Origin of the sequence: Acidipropionibacterium jensenii DSM 20535, from assembly GCF_000425285.1 — a bacterium.
Lineage (GTDB): Bacteria > Actinomycetota > Actinomycetes > Propionibacteriales > Propionibacteriaceae > Acidipropionibacterium > Acidipropionibacterium jensenii.
This window is the reverse complement of the sequence record NZ_AUDD01000001.1, coordinates 49,071-74,086: the sequence shown is the minus strand read 5'-3', so window position 1 is coordinate 74,086 and position 25,016 is coordinate 49,071. Positions and strand designations below refer to the sequence as shown.

General features: G+C 68.9%; 26 protein-coding genes, 1 tRNA gene, 1 pseudogene and 1 riboswitch. Of the genes and pseudogenes, 7 read left to right on the top strand and 21 right to left on the bottom strand.

Going from position 1 to position 25,016, the window contains the following annotated elements; all coding sequences use genetic code 11:
* Window position 1: 1 nt before the first annotated feature.
* Together H590_RS0100365 and H590_RS18185 are read left to right on the top strand one after the other, a co-directional pair.
* Window positions 2–466, top strand: a complete 465-nt coding sequence (locus tag H590_RS0100365; RefSeq protein WP_028701985.1) for an S-ribosylhomocysteine lyase — start codon at window positions 2–4, stop codon at window positions 464–466.
* Window positions 467–800: 334 nt separating this feature from the next.
* On the top strand, window positions 801–1,052 hold the full coding sequence (locus H590_RS18185; protein ID WP_028701983.1) for a hypothetical protein: 252 nt from the start codon (window positions 801–803) through the stop codon (window positions 1,050–1,052).
* A gap of 1,044 nt (window positions 1,053–2,096) precedes the next feature.
* Here the strand turns inward: H590_RS18185 and H590_RS0100345 are convergent.
* The 10 genes from H590_RS0100345 to H590_RS0100300 all read right to left on the bottom strand — a co-directional run bounded on the left by H590_RS0100345 (window position 2,097) and on the right by H590_RS0100300 (window position 9,813).
* Window positions 2,097–2,363, bottom strand: a complete 267-nt coding sequence (locus H590_RS0100345; protein ID WP_126412729.1) for a hypothetical protein — start codon at window positions 2,361–2,363, stop codon at window positions 2,097–2,099.
* 53 nt (window positions 2,364–2,416) lie between these two features.
* Complete coding sequence (locus H590_RS0100340; protein WP_036980332.1) at window positions 2,417–2,701, bottom strand: hypothetical protein; 285 nt, start codon at window positions 2,699–2,701, stop codon at window positions 2,417–2,419.
* The gene (locus tag H590_RS0100335; protein WP_028701980.1) at window positions 2,701–3,576 is read right to left on the bottom strand and encodes a phage major capsid protein; all 876 of its coding nucleotides are present in this window, start codon (window positions 3,574–3,576) and stop codon (window positions 2,701–2,703) included. The genes H590_RS0100340 and H590_RS0100335 overlap by 1 nt, the downstream gene beginning before the upstream one ends.
* A 177-nt stretch (window positions 3,577–3,753) precedes the next feature.
* Window positions 3,754–4,077 (bottom strand): hypothetical protein, encoded by a 324-nt coding sequence (locus H590_RS0100330; protein ID WP_126412728.1) that lies wholly within the window; start codon window positions 4,075–4,077, stop codon window positions 3,754–3,756.
* Window positions 4,078–4,256: 179 nt separating this feature from the next.
* The gene (locus H590_RS14030; RefSeq protein ID WP_154655303.1) at window positions 4,257–5,534 is read right to left on the bottom strand and encodes a phage portal protein; all 1,278 of its coding nucleotides are present in this window, start codon (window positions 5,532–5,534) and stop codon (window positions 4,257–4,259) included.
* Between the two features lie 10 nt (window positions 5,535–5,544).
* Complete coding sequence (locus H590_RS0100320) at window positions 5,545–7,008, bottom strand: terminase large subunit domain-containing protein (protein ID WP_028701978.1); 1,464 nt, start codon at window positions 7,006–7,008, stop codon at window positions 5,545–5,547.
* A 538-nt stretch (window positions 7,009–7,546) separates the two neighbouring features.
* Entirely contained in the window at window positions 7,547–8,785 is a 1,239-nt protein-coding gene (locus H590_RS14025; RefSeq protein ID WP_071161677.1) for an AAA family ATPase, read from the bottom strand.
* Window positions 8,782–9,222 carry a hypothetical protein gene (locus H590_RS0100310; protein ID WP_028701977.1) on the bottom strand — a complete coding sequence of 147 codons (441 nt, stop codon included), beginning with the start codon at window positions 9,220–9,222 and terminating at the stop codon, window positions 8,782–8,784. The genes H590_RS14025 and H590_RS0100310 overlap by 4 nt, the downstream gene beginning before the upstream one ends.
* Window position 9,223: 1 nt before the next feature.
* On the bottom strand, window positions 9,224–9,538 hold the full coding sequence (locus H590_RS0100305; RefSeq protein WP_028701976.1) for a hypothetical protein: 315 nt from the start codon (window positions 9,536–9,538) through the stop codon (window positions 9,224–9,226).
* Window positions 9,539–9,594: 56 nt separating this feature from the next.
* Window positions 9,595–9,813 carry a helix-turn-helix transcriptional regulator gene (locus H590_RS0100300; RefSeq protein ID WP_028701975.1) on the bottom strand — a complete coding sequence of 73 codons (219 nt, stop codon included), beginning with the start codon at window positions 9,811–9,813 and terminating at the stop codon, window positions 9,595–9,597.
* Between the two features lie 95 nt (window positions 9,814–9,908).
* Between H590_RS0100300 and H590_RS14020 the strand changes: the two genes are divergently transcribed.
* Both H590_RS14020 and H590_RS14015 read left to right on the top strand, forming a co-directional pair.
* Window positions 9,909–10,319: a helix-turn-helix domain-containing protein gene (locus H590_RS14020; protein WP_036980326.1), complete on the top strand. Its 411-nt coding sequence runs from the start codon at window positions 9,909–9,911 to the stop codon at window positions 10,317–10,319.
* The gene (locus H590_RS14015; protein WP_051237997.1) at window positions 10,303–11,445 is read left to right on the top strand and encodes a tyrosine-type recombinase/integrase; all 1,143 of its coding nucleotides are present in this window, start codon (window positions 10,303–10,305) and stop codon (window positions 11,443–11,445) included. Before H590_RS14020 ends, H590_RS14015 begins: the two co-directional genes overlap by 17 nt.
* Window positions 11,446–11,448: 3 nt before the next feature.
* On the opposite strand, the gene H590_RS0100285 is transcribed toward H590_RS14015, so the two are convergent.
* The 4 genes and pseudogenes from H590_RS0100285 to cobT form a co-directional block, all read right to left on the bottom strand.
* Window positions 11,449–11,524: transfer RNA gene (locus tag H590_RS0100285), tRNA-Thr, on the bottom strand.
* Between the two features lie 88 nt (window positions 11,525–11,612).
* On the bottom strand, window positions 11,613–12,386 hold the full coding sequence (locus H590_RS0100280) for a helical backbone metal receptor (protein ID WP_028701974.1): 774 nt from the start codon (window positions 12,384–12,386) through the stop codon (window positions 11,613–11,615).
* A 48-nt stretch (window positions 12,387–12,434) separates the two neighbouring features.
* Window positions 12,435–13,280, bottom strand: coding sequence for an adenosylcobinamide-GDP ribazoletransferase (locus H590_RS0100275; protein WP_028701973.1), 846 nt, complete (start codon window positions 13,278–13,280; stop codon window positions 12,435–12,437).
* Window positions 13,277–15,003, bottom strand: a pseudogene (gene cobT, locus H590_RS14010) (nicotinate-nucleotide--dimethylbenzimidazole phosphoribosyltransferase). Before cobT ends, H590_RS0100275 begins: the two are co-directional and overlap by 4 nt.
* Window positions 15,004–15,114: 111 nt before the next feature.
* Window positions 15,115–15,308, bottom strand: a riboswitch (cobalamin riboswitch).
* A 6-nt stretch (window positions 15,309–15,314) separates the two neighbouring features.
* On the opposite strand from cobT, the gene H590_RS0100260 reads away from it, so the two are divergent.
* Window positions 15,315–16,052: a cobalt-precorrin-6A reductase gene (locus H590_RS0100260; RefSeq protein WP_028701972.1), complete on the top strand. Its 738-nt coding sequence runs from the start codon at window positions 15,315–15,317 to the stop codon at window positions 16,050–16,052.
* 71 nt (window positions 16,053–16,123) lie between these two features.
* Here H590_RS0100260 and cobA read toward each other — a convergent pair whose 3' ends face one another.
* Genes cobA through cobO form a run of 3 tightly spaced genes read right to left on the bottom strand, consistent with a single transcriptional unit; the run spans window position 16,124 to window position 20,228 of the window.
* Complete coding sequence (gene cobA, locus H590_RS0100255; protein ID WP_028701971.1) at window positions 16,124–16,915, bottom strand: uroporphyrinogen-III C-methyltransferase; 792 nt, start codon at window positions 16,913–16,915, stop codon at window positions 16,124–16,126.
* Complete coding sequence (cobBC, locus tag H590_RS14005) at window positions 16,912–19,596, bottom strand: bifunctional hydrogenobyrinic acid a,c-diamide synthase/histidinol phosphate aminotransferase CobBC (RefSeq protein WP_036980395.1); 2,685 nt, start codon at window positions 19,594–19,596, stop codon at window positions 16,912–16,914. The genes cobA and cobBC overlap by 4 nt, the downstream gene beginning before the upstream one ends.
* 17 nt (window positions 19,597–19,613) lie before the next feature.
* Complete coding sequence (cobO, locus tag H590_RS0100245; protein WP_028701970.1) at window positions 19,614–20,228, bottom strand: cob(I)yrinic acid a,c-diamide adenosyltransferase; 615 nt, start codon at window positions 20,226–20,228, stop codon at window positions 19,614–19,616.
* 281 nt (window positions 20,229–20,509) lie between these two features.
* Here cobO and cbiT point away from each other — a divergent pair, with 281 nt between their 5' ends.
* Complete coding sequence (cbiT, locus tag H590_RS0100240; protein ID WP_028701969.1) at window positions 20,510–21,097, top strand: precorrin-6Y C5,15-methyltransferase (decarboxylating) subunit CbiT; 588 nt, start codon at window positions 20,510–20,512, stop codon at window positions 21,095–21,097.
* Window positions 21,098–21,125: 28 nt separating this feature from the next.
* On the opposite strand, the gene H590_RS0100235 is transcribed toward cbiT, so the two are convergent.
* From H590_RS0100235 to H590_RS0100220, 4 genes are read right to left on the bottom strand one after another with little or no spacing between them, the layout of a single operon-like run.
* On the bottom strand, window positions 21,126–21,968 hold the full coding sequence (locus H590_RS0100235) for an energy-coupling factor ABC transporter ATP-binding protein (RefSeq protein ID WP_028701968.1): 843 nt from the start codon (window positions 21,966–21,968) through the stop codon (window positions 21,126–21,128).
* Window positions 21,965–22,768 (bottom strand): cobalt ECF transporter T component CbiQ, encoded by an 804-nt coding sequence (gene cbiQ / locus H590_RS0100230; protein WP_028701967.1) that lies wholly within the window; start codon window positions 22,766–22,768, stop codon window positions 21,965–21,967. Before cbiQ ends, H590_RS0100235 begins: the two co-directional genes overlap by 4 nt.
* A complete protein-coding gene (locus H590_RS14000) occupies window positions 22,765–23,232 on the bottom strand; it encodes an energy-coupling factor ABC transporter substrate-binding protein (protein ID WP_051237996.1) in 468 nt (155 codons plus the stop codon). Before H590_RS14000 ends, cbiQ begins: the two co-directional genes overlap by 4 nt.
* On the bottom strand, window positions 23,225–23,932 hold the full coding sequence (locus tag H590_RS0100220) for an energy-coupling factor ABC transporter permease (protein ID WP_028701966.1): 708 nt from the start codon (window positions 23,930–23,932) through the stop codon (window positions 23,225–23,227). The genes H590_RS14000 and H590_RS0100220 overlap by 8 nt, the downstream gene beginning before the upstream one ends.
* Before the next feature lie 411 nt (window positions 23,933–24,343).
* Between H590_RS0100220 and H590_RS0100215 the strand changes: the two genes are divergently transcribed.
* Window positions 24,344–24,997, top strand: coding sequence for a precorrin-8X methylmutase (locus tag H590_RS0100215; protein WP_028701965.1), 654 nt, complete (start codon window positions 24,344–24,346; stop codon window positions 24,995–24,997).
* Window positions 24,998–25,016 lie beyond the last annotated feature (19 nt).

Sequence of the window (25,016 nt, the reverse complement as noted above, 5' to 3'; positions counted from 1 at the left end):
CATGACGCAGAAGATGAATGTCGAGAGCTTCAATCTCGACCACACCAAGGTCGCGGCACCCTTCATCCGGGTGGCCGATGTCAAGCATCTGCCGGCCGGCGACACCCTCACCAAGTACGACGTGCGGTTCTGCCAGCCGAACGCCGACCACCTGGAGATGGACGCCGTCCACTCGGTGGAGCACTCCTTCGCCGAGTGCGTGCGCAACCACAGCGACTCGGTCATCGACTTCGGCCCGATGGGCTGCCAGACCGGTTTCTACCTCATCATGGTCGGCGAGCCCGATGTGCCGGCCACCTGCGATCTGGTGGAGACCACCCTCAAGGACATCCTCACCCTGGACGCGGTCCCGGCCGCCAACACCACCCAGTGCGGATGGGGAGCCCACCACAGCCTGGAAGGCGCGAAGGAGGCCGCGAGCCGGATGCTGGCCCACCGCAGCGAGTGGGAACAGGTGATGGCCTGAGGGTCCGGCGTTCCGGGCCCAAGACGCCTTGCTCTGCTACCTGAGCTCCAGCGTGGTTCCGCCCTTCTCGCACTGGGCCTTCGCCGCAGCGCTCGGGCTGTTGTCCCTGCCGCACTCGAACCCCTTGAATGAGCCGATGTGCCCGCTGCCCTCCACGGGACCCGTCAGGTAGCCGTTCATGATTGCGTTGGCCTCATTGCAGCCGATGGTGCCCGAGGTCACGTACAGCTTGCCCTGCACATACTGCGTGCCCGCGCCGTGCAGAGCGCCGCATGCTCCGCCGGCCCCGGGCTTGTCGGATGCCGAACGGGTCTGCTGTGTCGAGGGCCCGGATGTGGACCGGGTCGGGGCCGGCGCGCTGGCCGCAGAGGTGCTTGCCGACGACGCCCCGGTCGCCAGCACCCTGGTCGTCGACGTACTCGGGGCTGGTGTGCCAGTCGCAGACGTGCTTGCGGAGGAGGCACTGATGGCGGTCCCACTGGTGGCCGGGGTGCTGGCGGTCGAGTCACTGTTGGCGCCGCTACACCCTGCCAACAGCACGGCAGTACCGAGCAGCCCGAGGGCGCCGGTGATCGAAACTCGATGATATAGCTTCATAGCCTGAGCATAGATTCGGAGTGCGCGGCTGTTCCGAGTGACCCCGGTCGTCATTTCCTTCATGCCAGGAGCGGACGAATATGGCCTCGGACGGGACCCACCGTTCCGGCACCGGGCCCTCACGGAGATGCCGAGGGCACGGTCTGGTCATGCAGGTGGTGAAAACCCGGCCGAACAGCATCTGACCGGGTTTTTCAGTGGAGCCTGTGACAGGAATCGAACCCGCGACCATCGCTTTACAAGAGCATTCAAGCTGTCCTAGTACCGGGCTCATTTCCCACCTGACAACGCTGTCTGTGTGTTTGCTTGCTGCTGGATGATGCCACGTTTTGCACCGCGCGAGGCCGATTTAAGGCCGAAGGGGGGTACGCGTCCGGTGCGGGCGACGGGATGCTTTCCGATCAATTGATCGGAAAGCATCTGGGGTTCCCGTGCGCGTGAGGAGCCCCGAAAGTATCATTTGATGCTTTCGCTCCTGCGAGTGGTCCCCTCGGGCGCGCGGGCGTCGGCCGTTCCGATCAATCGATCGGAACGGGGATGGTGGGGTTCCCTCGCGCGCGCGAGGGAACCGAAAGTGTCCAGATTGGACACTTTCCCGAGCGGGGGGTTCCCTCGCGCGCGCGAGGGAACCCCAGGGACCTTGAAGCTAACTCGGAATTTCCGAGTTGGTTCCCTCGCGCGCGTGAAGAGCCCTCATCGACCGCTTTCCGATCAATCGATCGGAAAGCGTTGGTCCCCTCGCGCGCGTGAAGAGCCCCCCGGGGCCTGAGGAGGATTCCCGGGGGGCTCGACGCGCTGGACGCAGGCAGGTCTTCACACCAACAATTCAAAAATGCTCGCTGCCTTCACCGGCCCTGATGGAATAACCGGTGTTAACCTCGATTTTTCATGGGTGGCTGCTGGGTGGGGGTTCGGCGGCTGTGTCGTCGAACTGAGCATTGGGGGTCTTTTGCCCAGGTCTAGCCGGCTATGTACTGGATGGTGACCACCCAGCCGGGCCGGTGATTGTAGGGGCGTCTTGGCATGCCCAGGTCTAGCCGGCTATGTACTGGATGGTGACCACCCAGCCGGGCCGGTGATTGTAGGGGCCGTGATTCCAGTCGGACGGGTCACCGGCGATCTGCCAGGTGCGGCCGTCCATCAGGATCTGGTCCTTGGATGTGGGGGCCGGGCCGTCAGGCAGATGTCTGATGAACAGGTTCCTGCGGCTGATCTTGCGGAACTGGCCGGTGGTCGGGTCCTCGGTGGACATGACGGGTGACCAGCCGTTGATGAGCATATCGACGGGGTCGGCCCACACGGTGCCAGTATGGCCGGAGGAAGAGACGAAGCGCTGAAGTTTGACGGTCTGCATCACAGGGCCCCAACCCGGTAGCGGTTCAGGACGGCCAGCTCGGGGAGCAGGAACCCTGCGAATGCTGCCGTGCTGAACGGCCCGGACCGCTGCTCCAGCAGGTCAGGGTTCGCCTCGATACGGGCGGCCACCATGTCGATCACAGCGACAATGTCGTCGGCGATCTGCTCGACCTTCCTGCCGTTCAGGACGGTGGTGAAACCGGCACCTCGGGTGTACGACCTCACCAGGGCGGTGGACAATTCCACCGCCCTGCCGTCCACCACGCCGGTGGGATCGGACATCAGCGGGTGATCCCGCCGATGGTGACGATGGCCTGCGGGTTGATCGGGGCCGCGTCGTAACGGGTCACGACACGAATGGCCTGCTGGTCGTAGTCGGCGAACCGCTCCGACAGGATCGTCACACTCGGTGCGAGGTCACGGGCGACGGCGATCTGACTGAAGTCGGCGAGGGCGGCACGGCCGGCCGGCTTCGAGTCGGTGGTGTCGGGGATTCGGCCGGTCACGATCACCGGGGACCCGAACAGGCGGAACACGGCGTCGGCGGTCGGGTCGGGCTGGAGCAGGTAGCGCTGCTGCCCGTCCTTGAGCTTCCGCAGCTTGACGAAGTCGCCGGGGGTGACCAGCCACTTCAGGGCGGCCATGTTGACGTTGGCGGCCAGGGCCTTGCCCCAGGCGTCCAGAAGCACGTCGAGGGACATCGGGCCGGCCGCGTCAACGGTCTGGGTGCCGGCGTAGGCAAACAGTCCCTTCGGGGTGGTGATACCGTCACCGGTAGCGGAGAGCAGCTGCAGGTCGATCTTGTTCGCAACGTCGGCGACCAGGCGGTCCTTCAGCACCTGGTCGAGGGAGACGAACGACTGCCGGGACAGCTCGTTGGAGTAGCGGGTGAGGACCTTCACCGACTTCATCGTGGAGGGCATCAGCTCCAGTTCGGAAACCTGGTAGTCGGCCTCGGGGATCTGCTCATTCTCACCCACCCAGGTGAGCTTGGAGTCATCACCGACGGGGGCCTTGGGAATGCGGATGGGGCCGGCGGTGTCGAACATGCGGGGGCCGGCTGCGAGGAAGACGCTGGCGTCCTGAAGGGGCTGGACGAGGACCTTCTGAACCTGCTCTGCGGTGAGCTGGGGAATGGTGGTGGTCGATGCGACCATGGGAATCTCCTGACTGGGGAACAATGTGGGATCGGTGCCCGCCAGGAACACACAACAAGGGGTGAGCCACCAGGGCTCACCCCTCATTGTAGATCAACTAGTTGACGTGTCAATCAGAAATGGAATCGGCGGGTTAATTCGTCGTGGGTGATCCGATCCCAGAATCGTCGCTCCTCCTCAGCTGGCCCTGGCCCTGAGCATCGACGCGAGATCCACTGCTCCAGCGTCTCCGGATCGTGGCCCCTGCCCGACCGAGCCGTGCGGGACACGGGATGCCAGGTGCGGCTTGGCGTGGAGGAGTTCTCCGATGGCCTGGTCGAGTGCTGCCGAGTCATTGAGAAGCCCCTCGTCGTAGGGCAGGTCGGTGGGGTCGGCCAGCCGGCCGGTCGCGGCCACCTTCGCGGTGAACAGTTCCAGTGCCAGGTCGTCGCGGTCCTTCGCCCGGGTGCGGTACCTGGCGGCCTCGTCGCGCAGCTTGTGGACCACGTCGGCGGGAAACATCTCAGGCTCCGCCTCCTGGTGGCTCTCAGCGGCTCCGCTGTCGTCAGCGGGGGTTTCCCCGGGTTCGGGCTCCTGATCGATCCCAGGGCCCTCCACGGACGGCTCAGGGGCAATTCCCGGTGCCTCGGTCTCTGCCGTCTCGTTCTGCTCGTCGGTCGTCTTATCCATCATGTTTCTCCTCAGTTGGTTGAGGCCGGGGTGGCCTCGATCTGTGCGATGTCCTCGGCCGAATAGCCGAGCTTCTGCAATGCGAACCGGCGCGGCAGGATGCCGGCCTGGAACAATTTGACGGTCGCGTCAGCCTCCTGGGCCGCGCTCCGGGTGTCGGCCGGTGCCCAGTCCACCGACGTGTGAATGGCTCTGGGATCGGCCCCCGTGCGGACCGCAACCATCAGGGCGGCCACCTGCTCCCAAGCTCGACCGAACGTCACCTGACGGGCCTCGGCACGGGCTGTCAGTCCCGACTCGGCAGCGCGCAGAGCATCCGCCGATGTCGGATTCGCGGCCGTGATGCCGACCATGTGCGCCGGCAGCGCGGACATCGCCATGATCTGCTGGAGGGTCACGTTCACCGCGTCCTGGTAGGCGGACAGGTCAGCCCCTGGCAGCTGCCCGAACTTCGATTCGGCCGACTCCGAGATCATCATCTTGTCGCCCTCGGGGAACGGGTTGGACAGAGCCGAGGACTCGTTAGGATCGTCGGAGTCGAGGTCCTCCGCCAGCGTGATCCCCGTCGCCCACCGTCGCGGACGCGCCGCCGACTCGGAGGTCGTCAACATGTCCAGCAGCAGCTTGTCGAGCGCGTCGACCAGCGGGATCAGATCATCGATCTCCGAGGCCCCAGGACCCAGCAGTCGATCCGAGTTGCGCAGGTCCACCACCGGCACCACACCCAGCGGATTGTCGACCTTGCGGACCGCCTGGAAGCCACCAGCAGCACCAGCGGACTGTGCAACGAACCAGACGATCTGGTCAGGCAGATACTCCACCGCGTAGGTCTGGCCGGCGTCCTCGTTGGACCAGCGTTTCAGAGCGCCCACCACCTCACGGGTTGCAGGGTCGCGGCGGACCACGCACTGGTGCGGGGACTCCACCGACACACGCGGGTTGCCCTGATCGTCGGCCCACACGATCACCGGGCACTCGCCCAAGGTCAGGGCCTCCCGGTGCGCCACCGCCGCCATCTCGTCCAGGTTGTTGGCTTTCCAGTCCGACCACAGCCGGGCATCGGCGGCACCATCGACACGCAGCCCCGTCACCCTCAGCCGCTCCGCCAGCGAGTCCACCGCCAGCCTCGGAAAGTTCACCGCCATTCGGAACAGTTTCCGGTTCAACAGTTCGGCCTCGTCGGCGTTCAGGAATGTGACTGCCTGGTCACCTGAGTAGTACCGGTCCAGCAGCGAGAACCGACCCTGGGGGCCGTCCAACTGCTGCATCATCTTGTCGAACAAGTTCACGAGAATCTCCTTAACGCTTGAATGAGTACACGCGGCCACGCCGCGCCTTGTGGTTGATATGGAATTGTGCCCGGTCGAAAGCAATCACCGCAGCAATCGCCAGGTCGATCTTCAGTTTCGACATCTTCTTCGGTTTCGTGAGCATGTCACCCTGCGGGGTGGCAATGACCGTCGCGTGGTCGATGTGCGCTGCCAGCCGGTCATCACCATCATGGGTGAGCCCGCCGTTCATCACCGCCTGGTAGAAACGGTCTGTTGCCGGACACATCCGCTTCCGATAGCCGGTGTTGAACTCCACCACCTTCTTGTCGCCGTACTGCCCGGCCCAGCCCTCCAGCTCCGAACGCCAGCCCCACGGGTCGGCCGACATCTCGACAACATCGAACCGGTCGAAGGCGCCGGCCACCGCCTCGGCGACCTCCGCGCGCGGGGTCGGACCCGAACCGTCCCAGCAGCCCAGCACCTCCAGGTGAGGCACCTTCTCGACCGTCGCCGCGACCAGCGCCGTGGTGTCGCCAGCCGCCTTCCCGGACAGCGAGGAGCCGTCGAACCCCAGACACACCCGGGCACCATCGACAATCCGCTGGCCGCCCACGCACTTGCCCCAGGCGCCCCACGGCAGCCACGACACATCCGAGTGAACCCACTGCCCCAGACGCAGCTGACGGAAAGCCGGCTCCCGCAACGTGCGCGCGGCAGTCGCCATGCCATCGGCGGCCAGAAAGTCACCCAAGGCAGGATTGGCTTCCGCCCAGGCGTCCCGGTCCCACAGGTCGCAGCCGGTCGGGGCAGCGAACTCCTTCAGGTAGAAACTCGGGTCGTCGTCGTCGCGGCCATGCTTCACCAAACGCCACATGATCGAATCCTCCGAGGCCGCCGGCGTCGAGATCGCCAAGACCAGCGACTCCGGACGCTTGCCCGACATCGAGGTGATCGCCTCCCAGACCTCCTGCGTGACAGTGTGAAGTTCGTCCACGATCAACAACGACGGGTCCCAGCCGTGCAGCGCGTTCGGGTCGGCAGGCAGAGCACGCAACACCGAATCGGTCTCCGGAACCTCGATCCGGTCTTTGTAGATGTGGACCCGACCGGCCAGCTCCTCGTTCAGCTCGATCATCCGACGCGCCAGATTCACCGTGATACCCGCCTGCCGCTCGTCACTGGCGACGACCAGCACCTCAGCAGACGCGGCCCCCACGAACAGTTCAGCCACCGCCAGAGCAGCAGCCAAGGACGTCTTGCCATTCGCACGAGGCAACGACCACAAAGCAGTTCTGACCCCCGGCGCGAACGCACCCCCCACGATCTCCCGCTGCCAGGGACGCAGCCGGAACCGCTGGTGAGCACCAGCACCACGCGGCGTCAGCACGAACTCGCGGATGAACTTCTCCCGCCGCTTCGCCCGGCCCCTCGGCCACCCCGTCGTGTCCAACGGCGGCAGCTCAATCCTCGACTTCGCACCAGGCTTCAACATGAAACCCCCTCCAAACCGCCAGGCTCATTAACGCAACGATTAACGCAACGATCAGAGAGCGTAATTCTGGGTCGCGCCGTGGGAGCCGGGGAGTGTTCGTCGGGGGTGTCCCCCCACCTGGGGAGTGTGGTGTCGGGTGTGGTGGCGTTGAGGTTGCCGTCGTCGGCGGCCCAGTGGTTGTAGCGGGGCGTGCCGGGTTGGGATGAGCCGGCTGCCAGGTTGCAGTGCTGGCAGACGACGGTGATGTCGTCGAGGCGGATGGAGCGTCCGGCTTTCAGGCGTGCCCAGGCTCTGGGTGAGTGGTCGGCTTGGAGGTCTCGGGTGGACCCGCAGACCGAGCAGAACGGCTGTGCTGCTCTTGCACGGCGGGAGAGTGACATCCAGGCGGTGGTGCCGAGGTCGGCGCGTCTGTGGGGTCTGCCGCGTCTGTGGTCGGGTCGGTGGGGGCGATGGTCGGTGCAGTAGGTGCCGGTGCAGACGGATCCGCAGACGGCGCAGGTGGACTTCACGGGGTGCTCCTTCCGGGGTGTTTGGGTGGTCATGATGCGGCCTCCTGCTGTGCTTGGGTGTGTCGCCACGAGCAGGTGTTGGATCCTGTGCGGCCGGTGAGCGACAGGTTGCAGTCGGGGCACGGATCATCGGGGACCACAGTCAGCTGGGACTCTGCATGTGTGTCACATCTGTCACGTGTCACATTCCCGGGCTCGTCGTCCGATGTGACATGTGACACTTGTGACACGGTGTTGACGGGGAAGTACTTGCCGCGATCCTTCGGCTGGAGGATGCGCCCGTCCTTCAGGGCTCGGCGGAGGTCCTGCCTAACGGTGTCCTCCCGCAGCCCGGTTGCCCTCGCCACTTCGGTGCCACTGATACCTTCCGGCGATCTGGACACCAGGCTGACGATCTGGGTCATCTTGTCGCCTACCCCGGATGTGAGGCGGGCTTGCGCGGCAGCATGTGACGCTTCAGCGAGGCTGTCGCCGTCAATGCTCCAGGATCCGTTCTCGGATACGGCCGCATAGGATCCCTCCTCGACATCGCGACCCGAGATGGCGATGATCGCGTCGTTCTCGCCTCGGGGCCGCTGGAGGACGATGGTGAAGTCCGCTGCGCCGTTGAGGCCCTGGGTGCCAGAGGTGGAGTCCATGAAGTCGACACTCTCGGCCTTGCGGCTGTGGTGGACGGTGAGCACTGTCGATCCGGGGTGGTCGTCGGCCACCTTCTTGAGTCGGCCTCCGATGTTGTAGTCGCGCTGGTACTGGGTCTGCCCGGTTGATGCGGCAGGCATCACCTTGCCCAGGGTGTCGAGCATGACGAGGCCGCCCTTGTGAGCGTCGAGCCAGTAGTCCATCACGGCGAGGATGTCCCGCTCCTCCACCAGGTCGGTGATGTAGGAGAAGTTCTCGGGGATCGGGTCACCGTCGGGGAGGAGCTTTCGGCAGCGGGTCTGCATCCGCCGGTCGCCGTCCTCCAGCGCGAGGTAGAGAACGTCGCGCTGCTCCACGTGGATGGCACCGAGTGCTGATCCGCCGGCCGCGACTGACAGTCCGAGGCCGAGGGCGAACCAGGACTTGCCGATCTTCGGGGGTCCGACGAGGAGGCCGGAGCCTTCGGGGACGAGGCCGGGGACCATCCATTGCATTGGGGCGAAGTGGTGTTGGTCGAGCCAGTCGCCGGTGTGGATCTTGTCGAGGAGGCGGGCCTTGTATCGGGCTTCCGCCTGCCGGGCTTCGTCGTCGCCTTCGGGGAAGGCGGGTCCGTCGTATGACTCGGTCATGCTGCCGCCTCCTGCCGGTAGTCGTCCATGAGCCCTGCGATCACGATGGACGCGGACCCGAGCAGTTCGGGGTCGCCGTACAGCCGGACGAACTGGGCCTTGGCGCGGCAGGCGAGGGCGGTCTCGGCGAGGTCGCGGTCGCGGGCCTCCCGTTCGGCCTGGGTGGTCTTGCCGACGTACTCTCCGGGCTTGCGGCGGGCGTCCTCGAACTGTTGGGCGCGGCGCTGCCAGTAGTGCACGTCGCCGTCTGTGAGGGCGTCCTGCAGCAGACGGAGGGCTGACCAGTTGAGCATGTCGAGGAAGTCGAGGAGACGATCAACGGGGATGTCTCCCAGTTCCTTCTGGGCCTGGGTTGGGGTATCATGATTCGCGAAAGGTACCGAGTTCTTCTTGGTGGCCCCCTGAGCTGTTGCCTGCAGCTGGGGGGCCGTTTTCATGTCATGAGGCACTGGGGCCCTCCTGGGTGTCGGCGATGAACTGGGCGGCTGATTCCTTGAGTTCTTTGTCGATCTCCCCGTCGGCGATGCGTGAGCCGCGACGGTTGGAGACCATGTTGTTGAGTCCGACCAGGTCGTCGATGCGGGCGATCTGCCTGTCGATCTCGCGGCCGATCTGCATGTCAATGTCGGCCATGACGCCGATGGCGTGTAGCCGTCGGGCGATCTTGCGGATCTGCGACGTCGAGCGGGAGACCTTGTTGTGCTCGCACCAGGCGGTGACCGTGGTACGCCACCAGTTCAGTGATCCAGGCACAGTGGTCCCCCGGTGCTGGCCCGGTCGGTTGCAACCGGGTGATGCTGCTGTGGAGGTCACGACGTCACGACTTCATCGCCGACGACCGAGGTCTCGTACTGCTGGGCGATCCAGGCGTCAAGGTCGGACTTGCGGTATCGGACCACGCCTCCGAGCTTGAAGGACTTCGGGCCCTTCCGCTGGTGTCGCCAGGCCCTCAGGCTCCCCGATGGGATCCCACCCAAATACTCGGAGGCCTCCTCCGTCCGGAGGAACTCTTCCCGCTGTGCTGTCATCTCGAACCTCGTTTCACTCGCTCTGTCTCGATGATGAGTAACAGCGTATACCTCTCTCCCCAGCATCGGCAAGTATCTTCGAGTAGGATGGTGCCGTGGCAGCAGACGACGAGATCATCGGGGCGAACATCCGGCGTGCGAGGAAGTCCGCCGGGATGAACCAGAGCGAGCTCGCGGCCGCGATGAATGGGCGTGGATTCACGTGGAGGCAGAACATCGTCTCCCGCGTCGAGATCGGCCAGCGCGAGCTTCTCGGGACTGAGTTGGAGGCTCTGGAGAAGATCTTGGGCAAAGGGCTGGTCCGCGGAACCTCGATCGAGAACTCCGCGAAGAAGATCGGCGGAGCCTTCGTCAACATCCGCGACAGGAAGACCATCGACTCCATGGGCCGACTCCATGCGCGGATCAGGACAGCTCGGGCGGAGTTGACAGCTGCAGAGGCCGAGCTGGACGAGCTGTTGGCCTACTGGCACGACGACAGCCAGGGCGATGGCGAGTCTTCGTAAGGTTTTCACTGAGCGTTCGGGGGCGGTCCGCTGGGAGGCCCGGTACTACGACCAGGAGCACCGGCAGCACAAGCGGTTGTTCCGTCGGAAGGTTGACGGCCAGCAGTGGCTGGACGAGCACACGGCAGCCCGGTGGAATGGTGCCGAGGTCGACCCCCGGAAGTCCCGTCGGACCGTCGCGGTCGAGGCGCAGGCATGGTTGGACGCCCACGGCGACTGGGGGGTATCGACCCGCACCCGCAACGAAGGCGTCATCAGGAATCACATCATGCCGAGGTGGGGGAAGGTGCAGCTGGGGCAGGTGAGCACCGAGGCTGTGCAGGCGTGGGTGAACGCCATGGCGGGGGCACCCGGCACTGTGCGGAAGAACGAGGGGGTGCTCTCGTCGATCTGCGATCATGCGGTGACGATGCGGCGTCTCGGCGTGAACCCGTGCAAGGGGGTGGTGCTGCCCCGCCAGGTGAAGGAGCAGCGCCGGTACCTGTCAGACGTCGAGGTGCAGGCGCTGGCTGTGGCCGCAGGGGACAGGTCGGTGATCGTCCGGCTGCTGGCCTACACCGGTCTACGGTTCGGGGAGTTCGCCGCCTTGAAGGTCGGCAGTGTGGACCTCGGCCGCCGGCGTCTCCTCGTCGAGCAGTCGGTCACTGAGATCAATGGGGTGATGGTGTGGTCCGATGTGAAGACTCATCAGCGGCGCAGTGTGCCCTACCCGGGGTTCCTCGATTCGGCGATGGCCGACCAGGTGCAGGGCCGTCGGCGTGACGAGATTCTCTTCCCGGGGAGGGGCGGCAATCCGATTCGGGAGGGTAACGCGCGGCGGGACTGGTTCGACCGGGCGGTGGCCACCTCGGGGGTCGACTACCTCACTCCGCACGAGTTACGACACACTGCTGCCAGTCTGGCGGTGCGGTCGGGGGCGTCGGTGTTGGCAGTGCAGAGGATGCTCGGTCACGCCAGTGCGGCCATGACCCTGGACACGTACGCTGACTTGTTCGATGACGACCTTGACCAGGTGATGGCGAAGGTCACAGCGGCCAGGGCTGAATCCCTTGAGGCCGATTCGAGGCCGACGGTCAAGACGCAGGACGGGGAAGTGACCGGTCAAATCGGCGTTGACAAGGGATAACGATGGAGCCTGTGACAGGAATCGAACCCGCGACCATCGCTTTACAAGAGCGGCGCTCTACCAACTGAGCTACACAGGCCTGTGACCCGCCGGAACCTGTCCAGCGTGGCGACCGCCTCACATTCTGACAGCAGGACGCCGGGTGAGGAAATCCGGCCCGCCGGCGATCAGCGGACGGCGTCGATCAGGGCTTGGCGGGCCCCCACCATCGAGGGTCCGTACCAGGCCAGGCGCTGCCCGTCGACAAGTCGAACGTCGTGTCCGGGGAAGGCCTCGGGGCCGTCGGCGGCGGTGAAGTGGTAGGGCTCGTCGGGCAGCACGACCCGGTCGACGTCCAGCCCCTGCAGGACCTCCAGGTCGACGTGCGGGTAGCGGGTCCCGTCGTCGGGCAGCGCCACGAGTCGCACCCCGCAGTGGGCCATCAGGTCGGCGATGTAGGTCGTGCGACCGGCGCACATCCACGGATCCCGCCAGACCGGGACCACCGCGGCGAGGACCGGCTGGGGAGGTTGCGCGCCCCACTCCGAGCGCGCCTGGTCGAGCCACTCGGGATCGGCGATCCGGAGGGCCTCGGTGAACAGCCTGCTCAGACTGGCCACCGCCTGCTCGGCGCCGTCGATGCTGGTCACCCAGACCGGGATCCCGTCCTGGCGCAGCAGGTCGACGTCGTACTTGCGGTTCTCCTCGCGGTTGGCGATCACCAGGTCGGGACGCAGCGCGGCGATCGCCGCCCGGTCCGGATTCTTGGTGCCGCGCACCCGCTGCACCCGGTGGCCCGCCCGGGCCTCGATGTCGGTCGGCCGGATGCACCAGTCGGTGCACCCCACCAGCCGCTCGGGGCAGGTGAGGGCGATGGCCTCGGTGATGGAGGGCACCAGACTCACGATGCGCCGGGCCGGGGCAGTCAGTTCGACGAGGTCTCCGCAGTCATCGACAGTCACGGCTCCACCCTGCCACGGACGTCGCCCTGAGCGACATCCCGGACGACGTCACCAGAACAGGGCCGCACCGATCGCCAGAACCGCCCACAGCACGCACTGGGTGGTCTCGTTGAGGGATCCGAAGCAGTCCCCGGTCACCCCGCCGAACCGCCGCACCAGGTGACGGGTCCAGCCCTGGGCCCAGACCAGCGCCAGCACCGCGGCGACGACCACGAGCGCGGCGCCCGCCCAGCCCGAGACCAGCCAGCCGAGTACCGCCCAGACCACCGCCAGACAGACCATGTTGATCCCGGCGGCCCGACCCGTGGTGACCCCGGCCACCAGCGACCCGAACCCGCCGGGCCGGGCGCACGGCACCGAGGGAAGGGTCGCCAGCAGGATCGAGGCGCGTCCCACCGAGGGTCCGACCAGCACCAGCAGCGCGACCCGCCACCAGGATCCCGGCCCGGCGACGGCCGCGGTGGCGGTGAGACTGGTGAGGGCTCCCAGGTCGATGAGCAGCACCATCAGCAGGCTGATCACCCCCATCGGCCCGATGTCGGACTGCTTCATGATCGCCAGGGCGGGTTCGGCCGGCGCCCGGGAGCCCAGCCCGTCAGCGGTGTCGGCGACCCCGTCCAGGTGGAATCCCCCGGTGGCCGCGGCCAGCCAGGCCAGGGCCAGCACGCCGGCCAGCCAGGGTCCGGCGCCGGCGGCCAGCACCCCGCCGGCCACCGCCCCGGCGACCACTCCGAGCAGGATCCCCATCCACGGGAAGGCGCGGATCGCCCGGGTGGCGATCCGGCGGTCGACGGTGGGCAGGACGGGGGCCGGGATGATCGAGAACAGTGCGAAGGCCGAGACGATGCCCAGCAGTGGGCCGGGAATCCGGGCCGGGGCGGGAGTCTGACTCATGCCCACCTCTTCGGGATGCCGGCGATGCACACCCACACCTCGTCGCAGGCCCCGGCGACGGCGGCGTTGAGACGCCCCAGCTCGTCGCGGAAGAGTCGTCCGGACGCGGTCTCGGGGACGAGTCCCATCCCCACCTCGTTGGACACCATGACCACCTCGCGGCGGGTGTGATGGACGGCGTCGACCAGATCGTCGACGCGCCCGGCCAGCCTCTGCCGCCAGCCCTCCTCGCCGGTCCAGGCGCCGGCCTCGTCGAGCACCCGGGTGATCCACACCCCCAGGCAGTCGACGAGCACCGGGGCGTCCTCGTGACGCCTCAGCACCGAGCCGACATCGAGGGTCTCCACGGTGGTCCAGGAGTCGGGACGCCGTGCCCGGTGGAGCCGGATCCGCTCCTCCCACTCGGGGTCATCGGGGTTGCGGGCCGAGGTGGCGACATAGGTCACCTCGGGAAAGCGGGCCATCCGGGACTCGGCCCAGGAGGACTTGCCGGACCGTGCCCCGCCGAGCACCAGGGCGCGCACCGGAGGGGCGCCGACCGGGCTGGGGACGTGCAGCTGGCTCATGCCGGGTCGCCCTCCTCGGCGGCCGCCGCATCCGGCGCATCCGGGATGCCGGTCTCGCCGGTCACCTTGATGTCGGTGACGGCGGCGTCCTCGAAGGTGGCCATCTCGTTGAGGATGTGCGCGGAGGCCTGGACGATCGGCAGGGCCAGCACGGCTCCGGACCCCTCCCCCAGACGCATCCCCAGATCCAGCAGGGCCGGAAGTCCCAGGACGCCGAGGGCCGCGGTGATACCGGGCTCGGCACCGGCGTGGCCGGGCACCAGGAAGTCCACCGAGGCCGGCGCGATGGCGGCGGCCAACAGGGCCGAGGAGCAGGCGATGACGCCGTCCAGGACCACCGGGACGCGATGGGCGGCGGCCCCCAGGATGAGTCCGGCCATCGCACCGTGCTCGAATCCGCCGACCTTGGCCAGCGCCTCGACGGGATGGTCGGCTTCGGGCCGGTTGACCTGGAGAGCCCGCTCGATGACGGCGACCTTGTGCCGGTGGCGGTCGTCGGCGGCGCCGGCGCCGCGGCCGGTGACGTCGGCGGCGGACAGGTTGGTGAAGACGCTGATGAGGGCCGATGCCGGTGTGGTGTTGGCGATCCCCATCTCTCCGGTGACCAGGATGTCGGCCCCGGCGGCGACCGCCTCGTCGGCGGTGGCGATGCCGATCTCCAGGGCCTGGACGGCCTCGTCCACGCTCATCGCCGGACCCCGGGAGATGTCGTCGGTGCTGTGCCGGATGCACTCCTCGCGCACCCCGCAGCCAGCGGGCAGATCCACCGCGACGCCAACATTGGTCACCCAGACCTCGGCTCCCATCTGGCGGGCCAGAACGGTCACCCCGGCCCCGCCGGCGGCCATGTTCACCGCCATCTGGGCGGTGATCTCCTGCGGGTCGGGGGAGACTCCCTCGGCCCAGACGCCGTGGTCCCCGGCGAACAGGCCGACCACCGGGTGGCTGGGCACCGGGGTGGGCACCCGACCGCTCATCCCGGCCAGCCGGATCGACAGGTCCTCGAGGCGGCCCAGTGATCCCTCGGGCTTGGTGAGGATCTGCTGACGGTCGCGGGCGGCGGCCAAGGCATCGGGATCGGCCGGGCGGATGGCGGCCACCGTGCGGGCGAGCAGTGCCTGGGCGGGCAGGGAGTCGGGGAGCCGAGTGTCGGCCATGCTGTACGTCTCCTGTATCTGGACGCATGGCCGGGTCCGGGGATCCTGTGTCCTCGCAGTGCTCCCGAACCCACCTCGGCCTGCGCCCGAGGGTTCTGGCGGACCGCTGATGCGACCCGCGATCCACCGGTGATGACCTGGCTCGCGCCGCCACGCACTCGACGGCCGGAGGGGTTCGCCTGGGCTCGCCTCATCGGTCGGGTGCACGCGCTGACGCTCACAGTGGCGGGACCGCCCCGGAGTCGCACCGGAGTTCCACCTGGGACCGGAATCCATCCTCCCACACCGGTGAGGCTGCTTTGATGGACGCCATGGACGTTCTCATCCTCGGCGGCACCCGCCGCGCCCGCGTGCTGGCACGGCAGTTGGTCGACGAGGGGGTCGACGTCGTCACCTCCCTGGCGGGGGTGACCACGTCCCGGCGTCCGCTCCCCGGAGAGGTCCGGGTCGGCGGGTTCGGCGGGGCAGACGGCCTGGCGGCCTTCCTCGGCGACCACGCTGTCAAGGCGCTGGTCAACGCCACCCATCCCTTCGCCGCGACGATGTCGCAGCACGCGGCCGAGGCGGCCCGGCGTCTCGGCCTGCCGCTGGCACGTCTCCAGGCACCCAGCTGGCGGGCCCTGCCCTGGTCGACCGAGTGGATCTGGGCCGCCGGCCATGACGCGGCGGCCCGGGAGGCGGCGTCACTGCCGGGGGACATTCTGCTGACCGTCGGACGCCAGCCCGTCCCCCACTACCTGGCGCCCCTGGCCGACCGCAGGGTCACCGCACGCTGCATCGACGCCCCCGAGGGGCCGCTGCCGGCCGGCTGGACCGTCAGACAGGAGAAGGGGCCGTTCACCGTCGACTCCGAGCGAGCCCTGCTGGCGGGGTTCGACGTGATGGTGTCCAAGGACGCCGGCGGGTCCCGGCCCGACGCCAAACTGACCGCCGCCCGACAGTCCGGCACCGCAGTGGTGATGATCTCCCGGCCGCCGTCACCGAGCTACGGGCAGCAGGTCACCACCCCGGAGCTGGCCGCCGAGTGGGTTCGCAGCACGCTCGGCTGACGGTCCGTGGAGGTCGCCGTCCGACCCCCAGAACCCCTAGGCCCCCACGATCCTGGACCTCTCGATAACCCTCAGTGATCCGAGTGGTGCCGGGCGGCGGCGTCGGTGTGATCCAGATCCAGTCCGGCGACATCACCGACCACCACGATCGCCGGCGGCCGGACCTCGGCGGCGGCCATCACATCGGCCACCTCCGCCAGGGTCGTGCTGATCACCGACTGGTCGGGCAGTGAGGCCTCGCGCACCACCGCGACCGGGGTGTCGCCCGCCAGTCCGCCGCCCATCAGGTCCTCGGCGATCCGCTTGATGTGAGCCACCCCCATGAGAATCACCAGGGTGGTACCGCACCTGGCGAGCTGACCCCAGTCCAGTACCGAGCGGGAGTCGCCGGGGGCGACGTGGCCGGAGACCACCGTGAACCCCTGGACCATGTGGCGATGGGTGAGCGGAACCCCGGCCAGCTCCGGCCCGGCGACCGATGAGGTGACTCCGGGGATCACCCGGACCGGCACCCCGGCGGCGGCGCAGGCCTGCCACTCCTCCCCTCCCCGGCCGAAGACGAAGGAGTCGCCGCCCTTGAGCCGGACGACCCTCTGCCCGGCCCGGGCGTGCTCGACGAGCAGTTCGTTGATCCGCTCCTGGGGGACGTAGGGGCCGCGCGGCACCTTCCCCACCGGGATCTTCTCGGCGGCGGGGGCGTCGGCGAGGATGTCCTGGGGTGCCAGCCGGTCGTAGAGGATGACGTCGGCCTGGCAGACCGCCTGATATCCGGCCAGGGTGATGAGGCCGGGGTCTCCGGGCCCGCCGCCGACCAGGGTGACGGTGCCGGGGACCAGATCAGGCGCGTACCGGGGGATGGTCATCGAATCTCCTTGTCGAGATGGTCAGGGTGGGGTCGGGAGGTGCGGCCGGCGGAGATGTCGGCCAGGGCGTCGGCGAGCCGGGCATGGATGTCGGGATCGCGGACCGCCAACCGGATCCAGGTCGGACCCAGTCCGGGGAAGGTCTCCCCGCGGCGGACCGCCAGGCCGCGGGCGGCCAGCTCCTCGCGGATCGACCGGTGCGGATCGACCGACGAGGTGTCCACGAGCACGAAGGGGGACTCGGAGTCGATGACGGTCAGCCCCTGGGCCCGCAGTCTCGCCACGAGATCCTGGCGTGCGGCCGGGAGCGCCTCGACGAGGTCCCGGCGATGGGCGGTGGCGGCCGGCGAGCAGCAGGCGATCATCGCGGCGATCGCCGGCGTCGACACCGACCACGGGGGCTGCTGGGCGGCCAGCCGGGAGACCAGGGCCGGGTCGCCGAGGACGTATCCGGCGCGGATCCCCGCCAGGCCGAAGGTCTTGGTGAGGGAGCGCAGCACCAGCAGCTGGTCCATCCGCGGGCCGATCAGCGACTGGGCGCCGTCGGTGGCGTCCATGAAGGCCTCGTCGACCACCAGCACCCGCCCGGGAGCCCGCAGCCGGTCGAGGATCTCGGCGGGGTGCAGGACCCCGGTGGGGTTGGTCGGATTGCCGACCATCACCAGGTCGGCGTCGCCGGGGATCTCCTCGGGGTGGAGACGGAACTGGTCGGCCGGGTCCAGCAGCACCCTGTCGACGCGGTGACCGGCTGCGCACAGGGCGGCCTCCGGCTCGGTGAACTGGGGGTGGACGACGACCGCACGGCTGGGGTGCAGAGCCCGGGCGACCAGCGCGAAGGCCTCGGCGCCGCCGCTGGTGGGCAGCACCACCGCGGGGTCGACGCGGTGGTGGGCGGCCAGCGCGAGGCGGGCCGGTTCGGCGTCGGGGTAGGTCTGCCACCGGGAGGACGTGTCGGTGATGGCGGTGACGAGCCACCGGGGGGTGTGGTCGACGCGGACATTGACGGCCAGGTCGACCAGTCCGGCGGCGACGTCGCGGTCGCCGTGGTGGAGAAGGTCCGGCTCAACGGCCCGATCCCGGGGCTCGGGTTCGGCAGCCGGCGAGGGCCGGGGGTCCGCCGGGCGGGGAGGGGCCGTCTCCCCGATGCCGGACGGCTGCGGGGCGGACGACGAACACCGCCAGGCCTCGGCGGCGAAGCGGGCGGCGCAGGCCGGCTGTCCGGCCCAGTGCAGGTGGAGGTAGGAGGCGTGGACGGTGGAGCGTCCGATCCCGGCCGGATCCGAGGAGACGCCCTCCAGCCGGGTCGACCCGTCGGGCATCGCGAAGCTCCAGGCCGGGGTCGAGGGGCCCGACTCCCGGTCTCCGGTCGGGTCGACGGCACTCACACCGGTCCGGTGGAACTCGTGGCCGATCACCCTCTCCCCCGCTCCCGCCAGCAGGGTGTCGGAGTCGGCGACGGCGTCCCGGTACCCCATCGTGAGACGCGGTCTCATCTCGGCCTGCAGGTCCAGCACCCCGGTCATCGGATGGCCGTCCAGGGTGCGGCACAGCATCAGCAGCCCGGCGCACTCGGCGACCACCGGCATTCCGGCAGCCACATGGGAGCGGATCGACTCGTGGAGGGACCGGTTGGCGGCCAGCTGGTCGGCGTGCATCTCGGGGAACCCGCCGCCCAGGTACAGCCCGGCGACCCCCTCGGGCAGGGCGGCGTCGGTCAGCGGGTCCACCTCGACGACCCGGCAGCCGGCGGCCTCCAGCAGTTCGGTCGTCTCGGCGTAGCGGAAGGTGAAGGCCCGGCCGCCCGCAATCGCGATCAGCGGGGACTCGGCGCCACCGCGCCGACGAGCCTCCTCCAGCGATCCCCAGGCGGCACTGCCCCTCAGCGCCGCCGCCGGATCCCAGGGGTGCACGGCCAGGTCGGGGGCCCGGCGGGCCACCGCCAGCACGGCGTCCAGATCCACGTGGTCGGCGATCAGCCGGGCCAGGGCGCCGACCTGTGCGGCCGAGGCGTCCCGTTCGGCGGCCGGGACCAGTCCCAGGTGCCGGGAGGGCACGAAGATGTCCTTGTCGCGGGGGATCTCGCCGAGCACCGGGATCCCCAGGCGATCCACCCCGCGCCGGATCTCGGCTCCATGGCGCGCCGAGCCGACCCGGTTGAGGATCACCCCGGCGACCCTCACCCGCGGGTCGAATCCCGCCAGTCCGGCGACCACCGCGGCGTGGGTCAACGAGGCGTGGGAGGCGTCGACCACCAGTACCACCGGGGTGGAGGTGAGCCGAGCGATCTCGGCGGAGGATCCGGCGCCGTCGCCGAGTCGGCCGTCGAACAGCCCCATCACTCCCTCCACGACCGCCAGCTCGGCGGACCCGGGAGCCTCCCCGGACACTGCCGAGGAGGATGCGCGGGTCTGCGCAGAGGTCTGTGCAGTGGTCGCGGGGGCGAGGAATCCGTGAGCCAGCAGCGGGGCCATCAGATCGGGCCCGCACATCACCGAGTCGAGATTGCGGCCGGGACGACCGGCCGCCAGGCTGTGGTAGCCGGGGTCGATGTAGTCCGGGCCCACCTTGAACGGGGCCACCGGGTGGCCGGCCCGGCGCAGGGCGGCCATCAGCCCGGTCGCGACGGTCGTCTTGCCGCCCCCGGAGGCGGCGGCGGCGATGAGGATCCGGGGGATCCTCATCGGCTCAGGTCCGGCGCTCACCATTCGATCCCCGCCTGACCGCGCTGGCCGGCATCGAAGGGGTGCTTGATCTTGGTCATCTCGGTGACCAGGTCGGCGGCCTCGATGAGCGTGTCGGGTGCCCGCCGTCCGGTGATGACGACGTGCTGGGTGCCGGGCCGGTGGGTGAGGACGTCGACCACCTCGTCGACGTCGATCCACCCCCAGTCCAACGGGTAGCTGAACTCGTCGAGAAGGTAGAAGTCGAGGGCCTGTTCGGCGAGCAGCGAGCGGACGTGACGCCACCCCTCGCGGGCGGCCTCGGCGGGATCCTCAGAGGCCGAGAAGGCCTTCGTCCAGGACCATCCGGTGCCCATCGTCTCCCAGGTCACCGGCCCACCGACCCCGGTCTCGCGGTGGATCCGACCGAGGGCCTCCAGGGCGTCCTGCTCACCGACGTGCCAGCGTCCGGACTTGATGAACTGGAAGACGCCGACCGACCATCCCTGGTGCCAGGCGCGCAGGGCGGTGCCCATCGCGGCGGTCGTCTTGCCCTTCCCGTCGCCGGTGTTGACCGCCAGTACGGGCCTGAGGCGCCGCTGGCGGGTCGACAGCCCGTCGTCGGGGTCGACATCGGTGTGTGCGCGCGGCATCCGGATCCTCCTCGCGGGTCCTCGCCCGCATCGTGACCTCCGATGGCGTCACGGAGGCTGCCGGCAGGGACGACCTGGCTCGCGCAGATGCGCTCACAGTGGCGGGACCGCTCCGGAATGGGGGACGGAGGACCCGTCCCCGGCACCGGGATTCCTCCCCGACCGGCCGAGGGAGATTCTGTCACACGATCCGCCGAGACGGCGTCTGCCCCCGCGACAGGGCCGACGCCGCGGCCCCCGGCGTCGATTCCCGCCCGGCGCCGATCTCGTAGGGTGTGCCCGTGACCGATGACCCTGACACCAGCCTTCTGGGACGTACCCCCGGCCTCGACGAGGAGCACTTCGTCCACGACGGCCTCATCACCAAGCACCCGGTGCGGGCGATGGCCCTGGCCGTGCTGCGCCCGCTGCCCGGCCAGCTCCTGTGGGACCTCGGCACCGGTGCCGGCTCGGTGGCCGTCGAGTGGTGCCGCACCGACCCCTCCTGCCGTGCGATCGGGGTCGAGAGGAGGGCCGACCGGGCCGCCAATGCCCGGGCCAATGCCCGGGCCCTCACCCTGCCCGGCCAGTTCGAGGTGATCGACGCCGACCTGGCCGAGGGGCTGCCCGAGATGGAGGCCCCCGACGCCGTCTTCATCGGCGGCGGGGCGACCCGCGAGCTGGCCGAGGCCTGCCGCCAGGTTCTGGCGCCGGGGGGCCGATTCGTCATCCACGGGGTGACCATCGAGGCCGAGAGCCTGCTGGCCGAACTGCACGCCGAGTGGGGCGGGGAGCTGATGCGGGTCGGCGTGGAGACAGCCGATCACATCGGTCGACTGCACGGCTGGAAGCCGGCCCGCACCGTGATCGGCTGGAGCTGGACGAAGTAACCGCCCGGATGCGCCTCCGGGCCGCTTGTCAGGCGGTCGGCTGACGGGAGCCGATCAGCGCCACGACCTCCTCGACGGTGCGCGGCCGGCCCTCGAGTCCCAGTCGGCGCGCCAGATCCAGCGGCCACGGCAGTTCCAGGTGAGCCCTCTCGATGAGTTCGGCATCGGCCAGCAGCTGGTCGATCGGCCCCTGGACCACCTGGTGGTCCACCACCACGAGCGCCTCGTCGGCCCAGGCCAGCGCCCGGTCGACGTCATGGGTGGCCATCGCCACCGTCGTCCCGGCCTCCTGCAGCCTGTCCAGGGCCCCCATCATCTGGACGACGCCGGCCGGGTCCAGCCCGGCGGTCGGCTCGTCGAGCAGCAGCAGGTCGGGCATCATGGCGACCGCCCCGGCCACCGCGACCCGTTTGCGCTCGCCGTAGGACAGCTGGTGGGTGGCCCGGTCGGCCAGATGGTCGGCACCCACCAGGTGCAGGGCGCGGGACACCCGGGAGCGCACCTCCTCGACCTCCAGGCCCAGGTTCATCGGCCCGAAGGAGACGTCCTGGGTGACGTCGGCGCTGAACAGCTGGTCGTCGGGGTCCTGCAGCACCAGCTGCACCGACCGCCGGTGCTCCCTGAGCGCCTTGCGGTTGTGGCGCAGCCGGACATCTCCTCTGCGGACCTCCCCGGAGACCGGTTCCAGGGATCCCGACAGGCAGCGCAGCAGGGTCGTCTTGCCCGACCCGTTGGCCCCCAGAATCGCCACCCGCACGCCGCGTCGGATGGTCAGGGACACCTCGGACAGCACCATCGGCCGACCCGGATGGGTGGCGCACAGCCCCTCGGTGCTCAGCAGCGAGTCGGCGTCGTGCAGTGGATCGTTCATCTCCACAGCCTTCCTGCGATGGGCCAGCACGCGGCCCAGGATCCGAGGATCACCAGCACGGTGACCAGTTTGAACCGCCAGCTGCCGACCCGCTGGATCGGCAGGGTGAGCAGCGAGTCCTCGAACCCGCGGTTCACCAGTCCCTCGTTGAGCCGGTTGGCGCGCGACCAGGCGCGCACCCCCACCGACCCCATCAGGGCGGCGGTGTTCTCGAGTCGACGCCGGTACCCGTTGAGCCTCCCGACCGGGGCGTCTCCCAGCCGGCACTTCTGCGCCTCGTGGGCGGTGAACACCGTGTTGAGCAGCACGAAGATGAGCCGGTAGGTGAGACTGGCGATCTCCAGCAGGGGGTCCGGGACGCGCAGTCGGCGCATCCAGGTGAGCAGGTCGACCATCGGGGTGGTCAGGGCCAGGATCATCAGGGCCAACGTCCCGGCCAGTCCGTGGGCCGCCAGGTTGGCGGCCTGGCGGGCCGAGACCGGTCCGATCGCGAAGATCCCGCCGTGCCACCAGACGTCGGCGGTGGCCTGCGCGGTGCCGACGCTGACCAGCACCGAGAGGCCGCCGAGGATCAGGAAGACGATCGGGGCCGACATCGCCTGCCGGAGCACCTTCGGCCGGATCCGGGCGCAGCCGAGGATCGCGACCACCGCCGCCACCGAGACGAACAGGGTGCCCGGCCAGGCGGGGGTGCACAGCGCGACGAGGATCAGCCCCACCGACAGCCCCACCTTCTCCCCCACCGGACGAGACCGCCAGGGAGAGTCCCAGGCGGCGTCGTCCAGAGAGGTGATGGTCATCGCGCGGTCCGGTCGGCGGCCGGATCGGCAGCCCTGGCATCGGCAGCCTTGTCAGCAGCCGGCTCGACGGCTCCGTGAGAAGTCGCGACGGCGGGAGGCATCGCGTCGGGCAGCCGGGCGGCGTCCATCTCCTCCTGGGCCTTCTTGCGGCCGCTCATCCGACCCAGGGCGTATCCGGCGATGCCGGCCCCCAGCGCCGCCTGGAGGGCGAACAGGCCGGATGCGACCTCACCGGAGTTGGGCTCGAAGATCGGCTTGATCCACTGCTTGGCGCCGGCCTTCTCGGCCGCCTGGGCGGCGGCGTCGTCGGTTCCGGCGAATGCCTGGCCCTCCCCGGCGGGCTTCCTGCCGCCCACGATGAGGCTGACGACGAAGATCGCCACCAGCAGGGCCAGCAGGACGGGGGTGACCCACTTGTGGTTGCTGGTGAGGAAGTTGTTCTGCTTCTGGACGGTCTCAGACATCTGCGGCCTCCTTCGCCGGGGTGGTGGATGCGTCGGACCCGCCGGACAGCACGCCGAGGGAGCGCAGCTGGGGGCCGGCGACCTTGGCGAGGAAACGGAACAGGAGGATTCCGAGAACTCCCTCGGCCAGGGCCAACGGGATCTGGGTGACGGCGAAGATCCCCAGGAACTTGCCGGCGGCGCCCATGATCCCCGAGTTCGGGTCGGGGAAGGCGAAGGCCAGCTGGAAGGAGGTGACGCAGTAGGTGCTGAAGTCGGCGAAGACCATGCACAGGAAGATCGCCAGGGCATCGGGACCGCCCAGCTTCTTGGTGATCCGGTAGAACGCGTACCCCACCCAGGGGCCGGCGATGGCCATCGAGAAGGTGTTGGCGCCCAGCGTGCTGATGCCGCCGTGGGCGAGCAGCAGGGCCTGGAAGATGAGCACGATCATGCCCAGGAAGGCCATCACCGGTGGTTTGAACAGGACCGCCCCGACACCGGTTCCGGTCGGGTGGGAGGAGGAGCCCGAGACGCTCGGCAGCTTGATCGCCGACAGGACGAAGGTGAAGGCTCCGGCGGTAGCCAGCAGGAGCTTGTTCTCCGGGTGATGCTTCACCTGGCGAACGACCTCGCGGGCGCCGTGGATGACAAATGGTGCGGCCGCCGCGTACCAGACGGCACACTCGGTCGGTGAGAGAACTCCCTCTGCGATGTGCATGAGTGAAGTCGCTCCTTTCTCGGGATCTGCGTCCCATCCTGGAAAGGATCGATGCCGTGACTTTCTGACTCCCACCCTCGACGGGGTGCTCACAGTGGCGCGACCGTGCCGGATCTGTCCGGCTTCCATCTCGGCATCGAAACGTTATTCGTGATGTGTGTGACGGCCGACGGGCGTCCGGCTGATGTGCTCATCAGTCGTCCACGGGCTCGGCCGTCCTCAATTCAAGCACAGCCGGTCCCCGCCCGATGACCCAGGGTCGGGGTGGGGTCCGCCACCTCGCCGCCACCTCGCCGCCACCTCGCCGGCCCAGGATCCCACAGGCACCGGACGCCATCTCGACTACGCTCGACGCAGGTCGGGGCAGCGGCTCCGTCCGCACAGCCAGTCCGCACGGACAAGGAGCCACAGGTGGGACACGAGTACGTCAACAACGGGGCAGACATCTACCGGGAGTCCTTCCGGATCATCCGTGCCGAGGCCGACCTGTCGCGGTTCCCCGCCGACGTCGAGCACGTCGTGGCACGGATGATCCACTCCGCGGCCGACACCGCGATCGCTCCCGACATCGCCTTCACCCCCGGTGTGGTCACCGCCGCCCGCCAGGCTCTGGAGCAGGGTGCGGCGATCCTGTGCGACTCCTCGATGACCGCCACCGGGATCATCCGTTCCCGACTGCCCCGCAACAACGAGGTGGTCTGCCACATCAAGGAGCCGAGGCTGGCGGAGCTGGCGAAGGCCCAGCAGACCACCAAGACCTGTGCCGCGGTCGACATGTGGTCGGCCGACGGCCAGCTGGACGGCTCGGTGGTGGCGATCGGAAATGCCCCGACGGCGCTGTTCCGGCTGCTGGAGGTGGTCGCCGAGACTGGTCAGCGTCCGGCGGCGGTGGTGGGCATCCCGGTCGGCTTCGTCGGAGCGGCCGAGTCGAAGCAGGCCCTGGTGGACTCCGACCTCCACCTGGAGTACCTCACCCTGCTGGGACGCCGGGGCGGCTCGGCGATGACGGTGGCGGCGATCAACGCCATCGCCTCCTGGGATGAGTTGGAGAACAACCACATCTGAGCCCTGCCCAGGGCCCTTG

Excerpts from the sequence above, each read along its gene's own strand:
- H590_RS0100365 (WP_028701985.1), top strand. The coding sequence starts at position 2 with ATGACGCAGAAGATGAATGTCGAGAGCTTCAATCTCGACCACACCAAG.
- H590_RS0100340 (WP_036980332.1), bottom strand. The coding sequence starts at position 2,701 with ATGTCCGATCCCACCGGCGTGGTGGACGGCAGGGCGGTGGAATTGTCC.
- H590_RS0100335 (WP_028701980.1), bottom strand. The coding sequence starts at position 3,576 with ATGGTCGCATCGACCACCACCATTCCCCAGCTCACCGCAGAGCAGGTT.
- H590_RS0100330 (WP_126412728.1), bottom strand. The coding sequence starts at position 4,077 with ATGTTTCCCGCCGACGTGGTCCACAAGCTGCGCGACGAGGCCGCCAGG.
- H590_RS0100320 (WP_028701978.1), bottom strand. The coding sequence starts at position 7,008 with ATGTTGAAGCCTGGTGCGAAGTCGAGGATTGAGCTGCCGCCGTTGGAC.
- H590_RS14025 (WP_071161677.1), bottom strand. The coding sequence starts at position 8,785 with ATGACCGAGTCATACGACGGACCCGCCTTCCCCGAAGGCGACGACGAA.
- H590_RS0100310 (WP_028701977.1), bottom strand. The coding sequence starts at position 9,222 with ATGAAAACGGCCCCCCAGCTGCAGGCAACAGCTCAGGGGGCCACCAAG.
- H590_RS0100300 (WP_028701975.1), bottom strand. The coding sequence starts at position 9,813 with ATGACAGCACAGCGGGAAGAGTTCCTCCGGACGGAGGAGGCCTCCGAG.
- H590_RS14015 (WP_051237997.1), top strand. The coding sequence starts at position 10,303 with ATGGCGAGTCTTCGTAAGGTTTTCACTGAGCGTTCGGGGGCGGTCCGC.
- H590_RS0100275 (WP_028701973.1), bottom strand. The coding sequence starts at position 13,280 with ATGAGTCAGACTCCCGCCCCGGCCCGGATTCCCGGCCCACTGCTGGGC.
- H590_RS0100260 (WP_028701972.1), top strand. The coding sequence starts at position 15,315 with ATGGACGTTCTCATCCTCGGCGGCACCCGCCGCGCCCGCGTGCTGGCA.
- cobA (WP_028701971.1), bottom strand. The coding sequence starts at position 16,915 with ATGACCATCCCCCGGTACGCGCCTGATCTGGTCCCCGGCACCGTCACC.
- cobBC (WP_036980395.1), bottom strand. The coding sequence starts at position 19,596 with ATGAGGATCCCCCGGATCCTCATCGCCGCCGCCGCCTCCGGGGGCGGC.
- cobO (WP_028701970.1), bottom strand. The coding sequence starts at position 20,228 with ATGCCGCGCGCACACACCGATGTCGACCCCGACGACGGGCTGTCGACC.
- H590_RS0100235 (WP_028701968.1), bottom strand. The coding sequence starts at position 21,968 with ATGAACGATCCACTGCACGACGCCGACTCGCTGCTGAGCACCGAGGGG.
- cbiQ (WP_028701967.1), bottom strand. The coding sequence starts at position 22,768 with ATGACCATCACCTCTCTGGACGACGCCGCCTGGGACTCTCCCTGGCGG.
- H590_RS14000 (WP_051237996.1), bottom strand. The coding sequence starts at position 23,232 with ATGTCTGAGACCGTCCAGAAGCAGAACAACTTCCTCACCAGCAACCAC.
- H590_RS0100220 (WP_028701966.1), bottom strand. The coding sequence starts at position 23,932 with ATGCACATCGCAGAGGGAGTTCTCTCACCGACCGAGTGTGCCGTCTGG.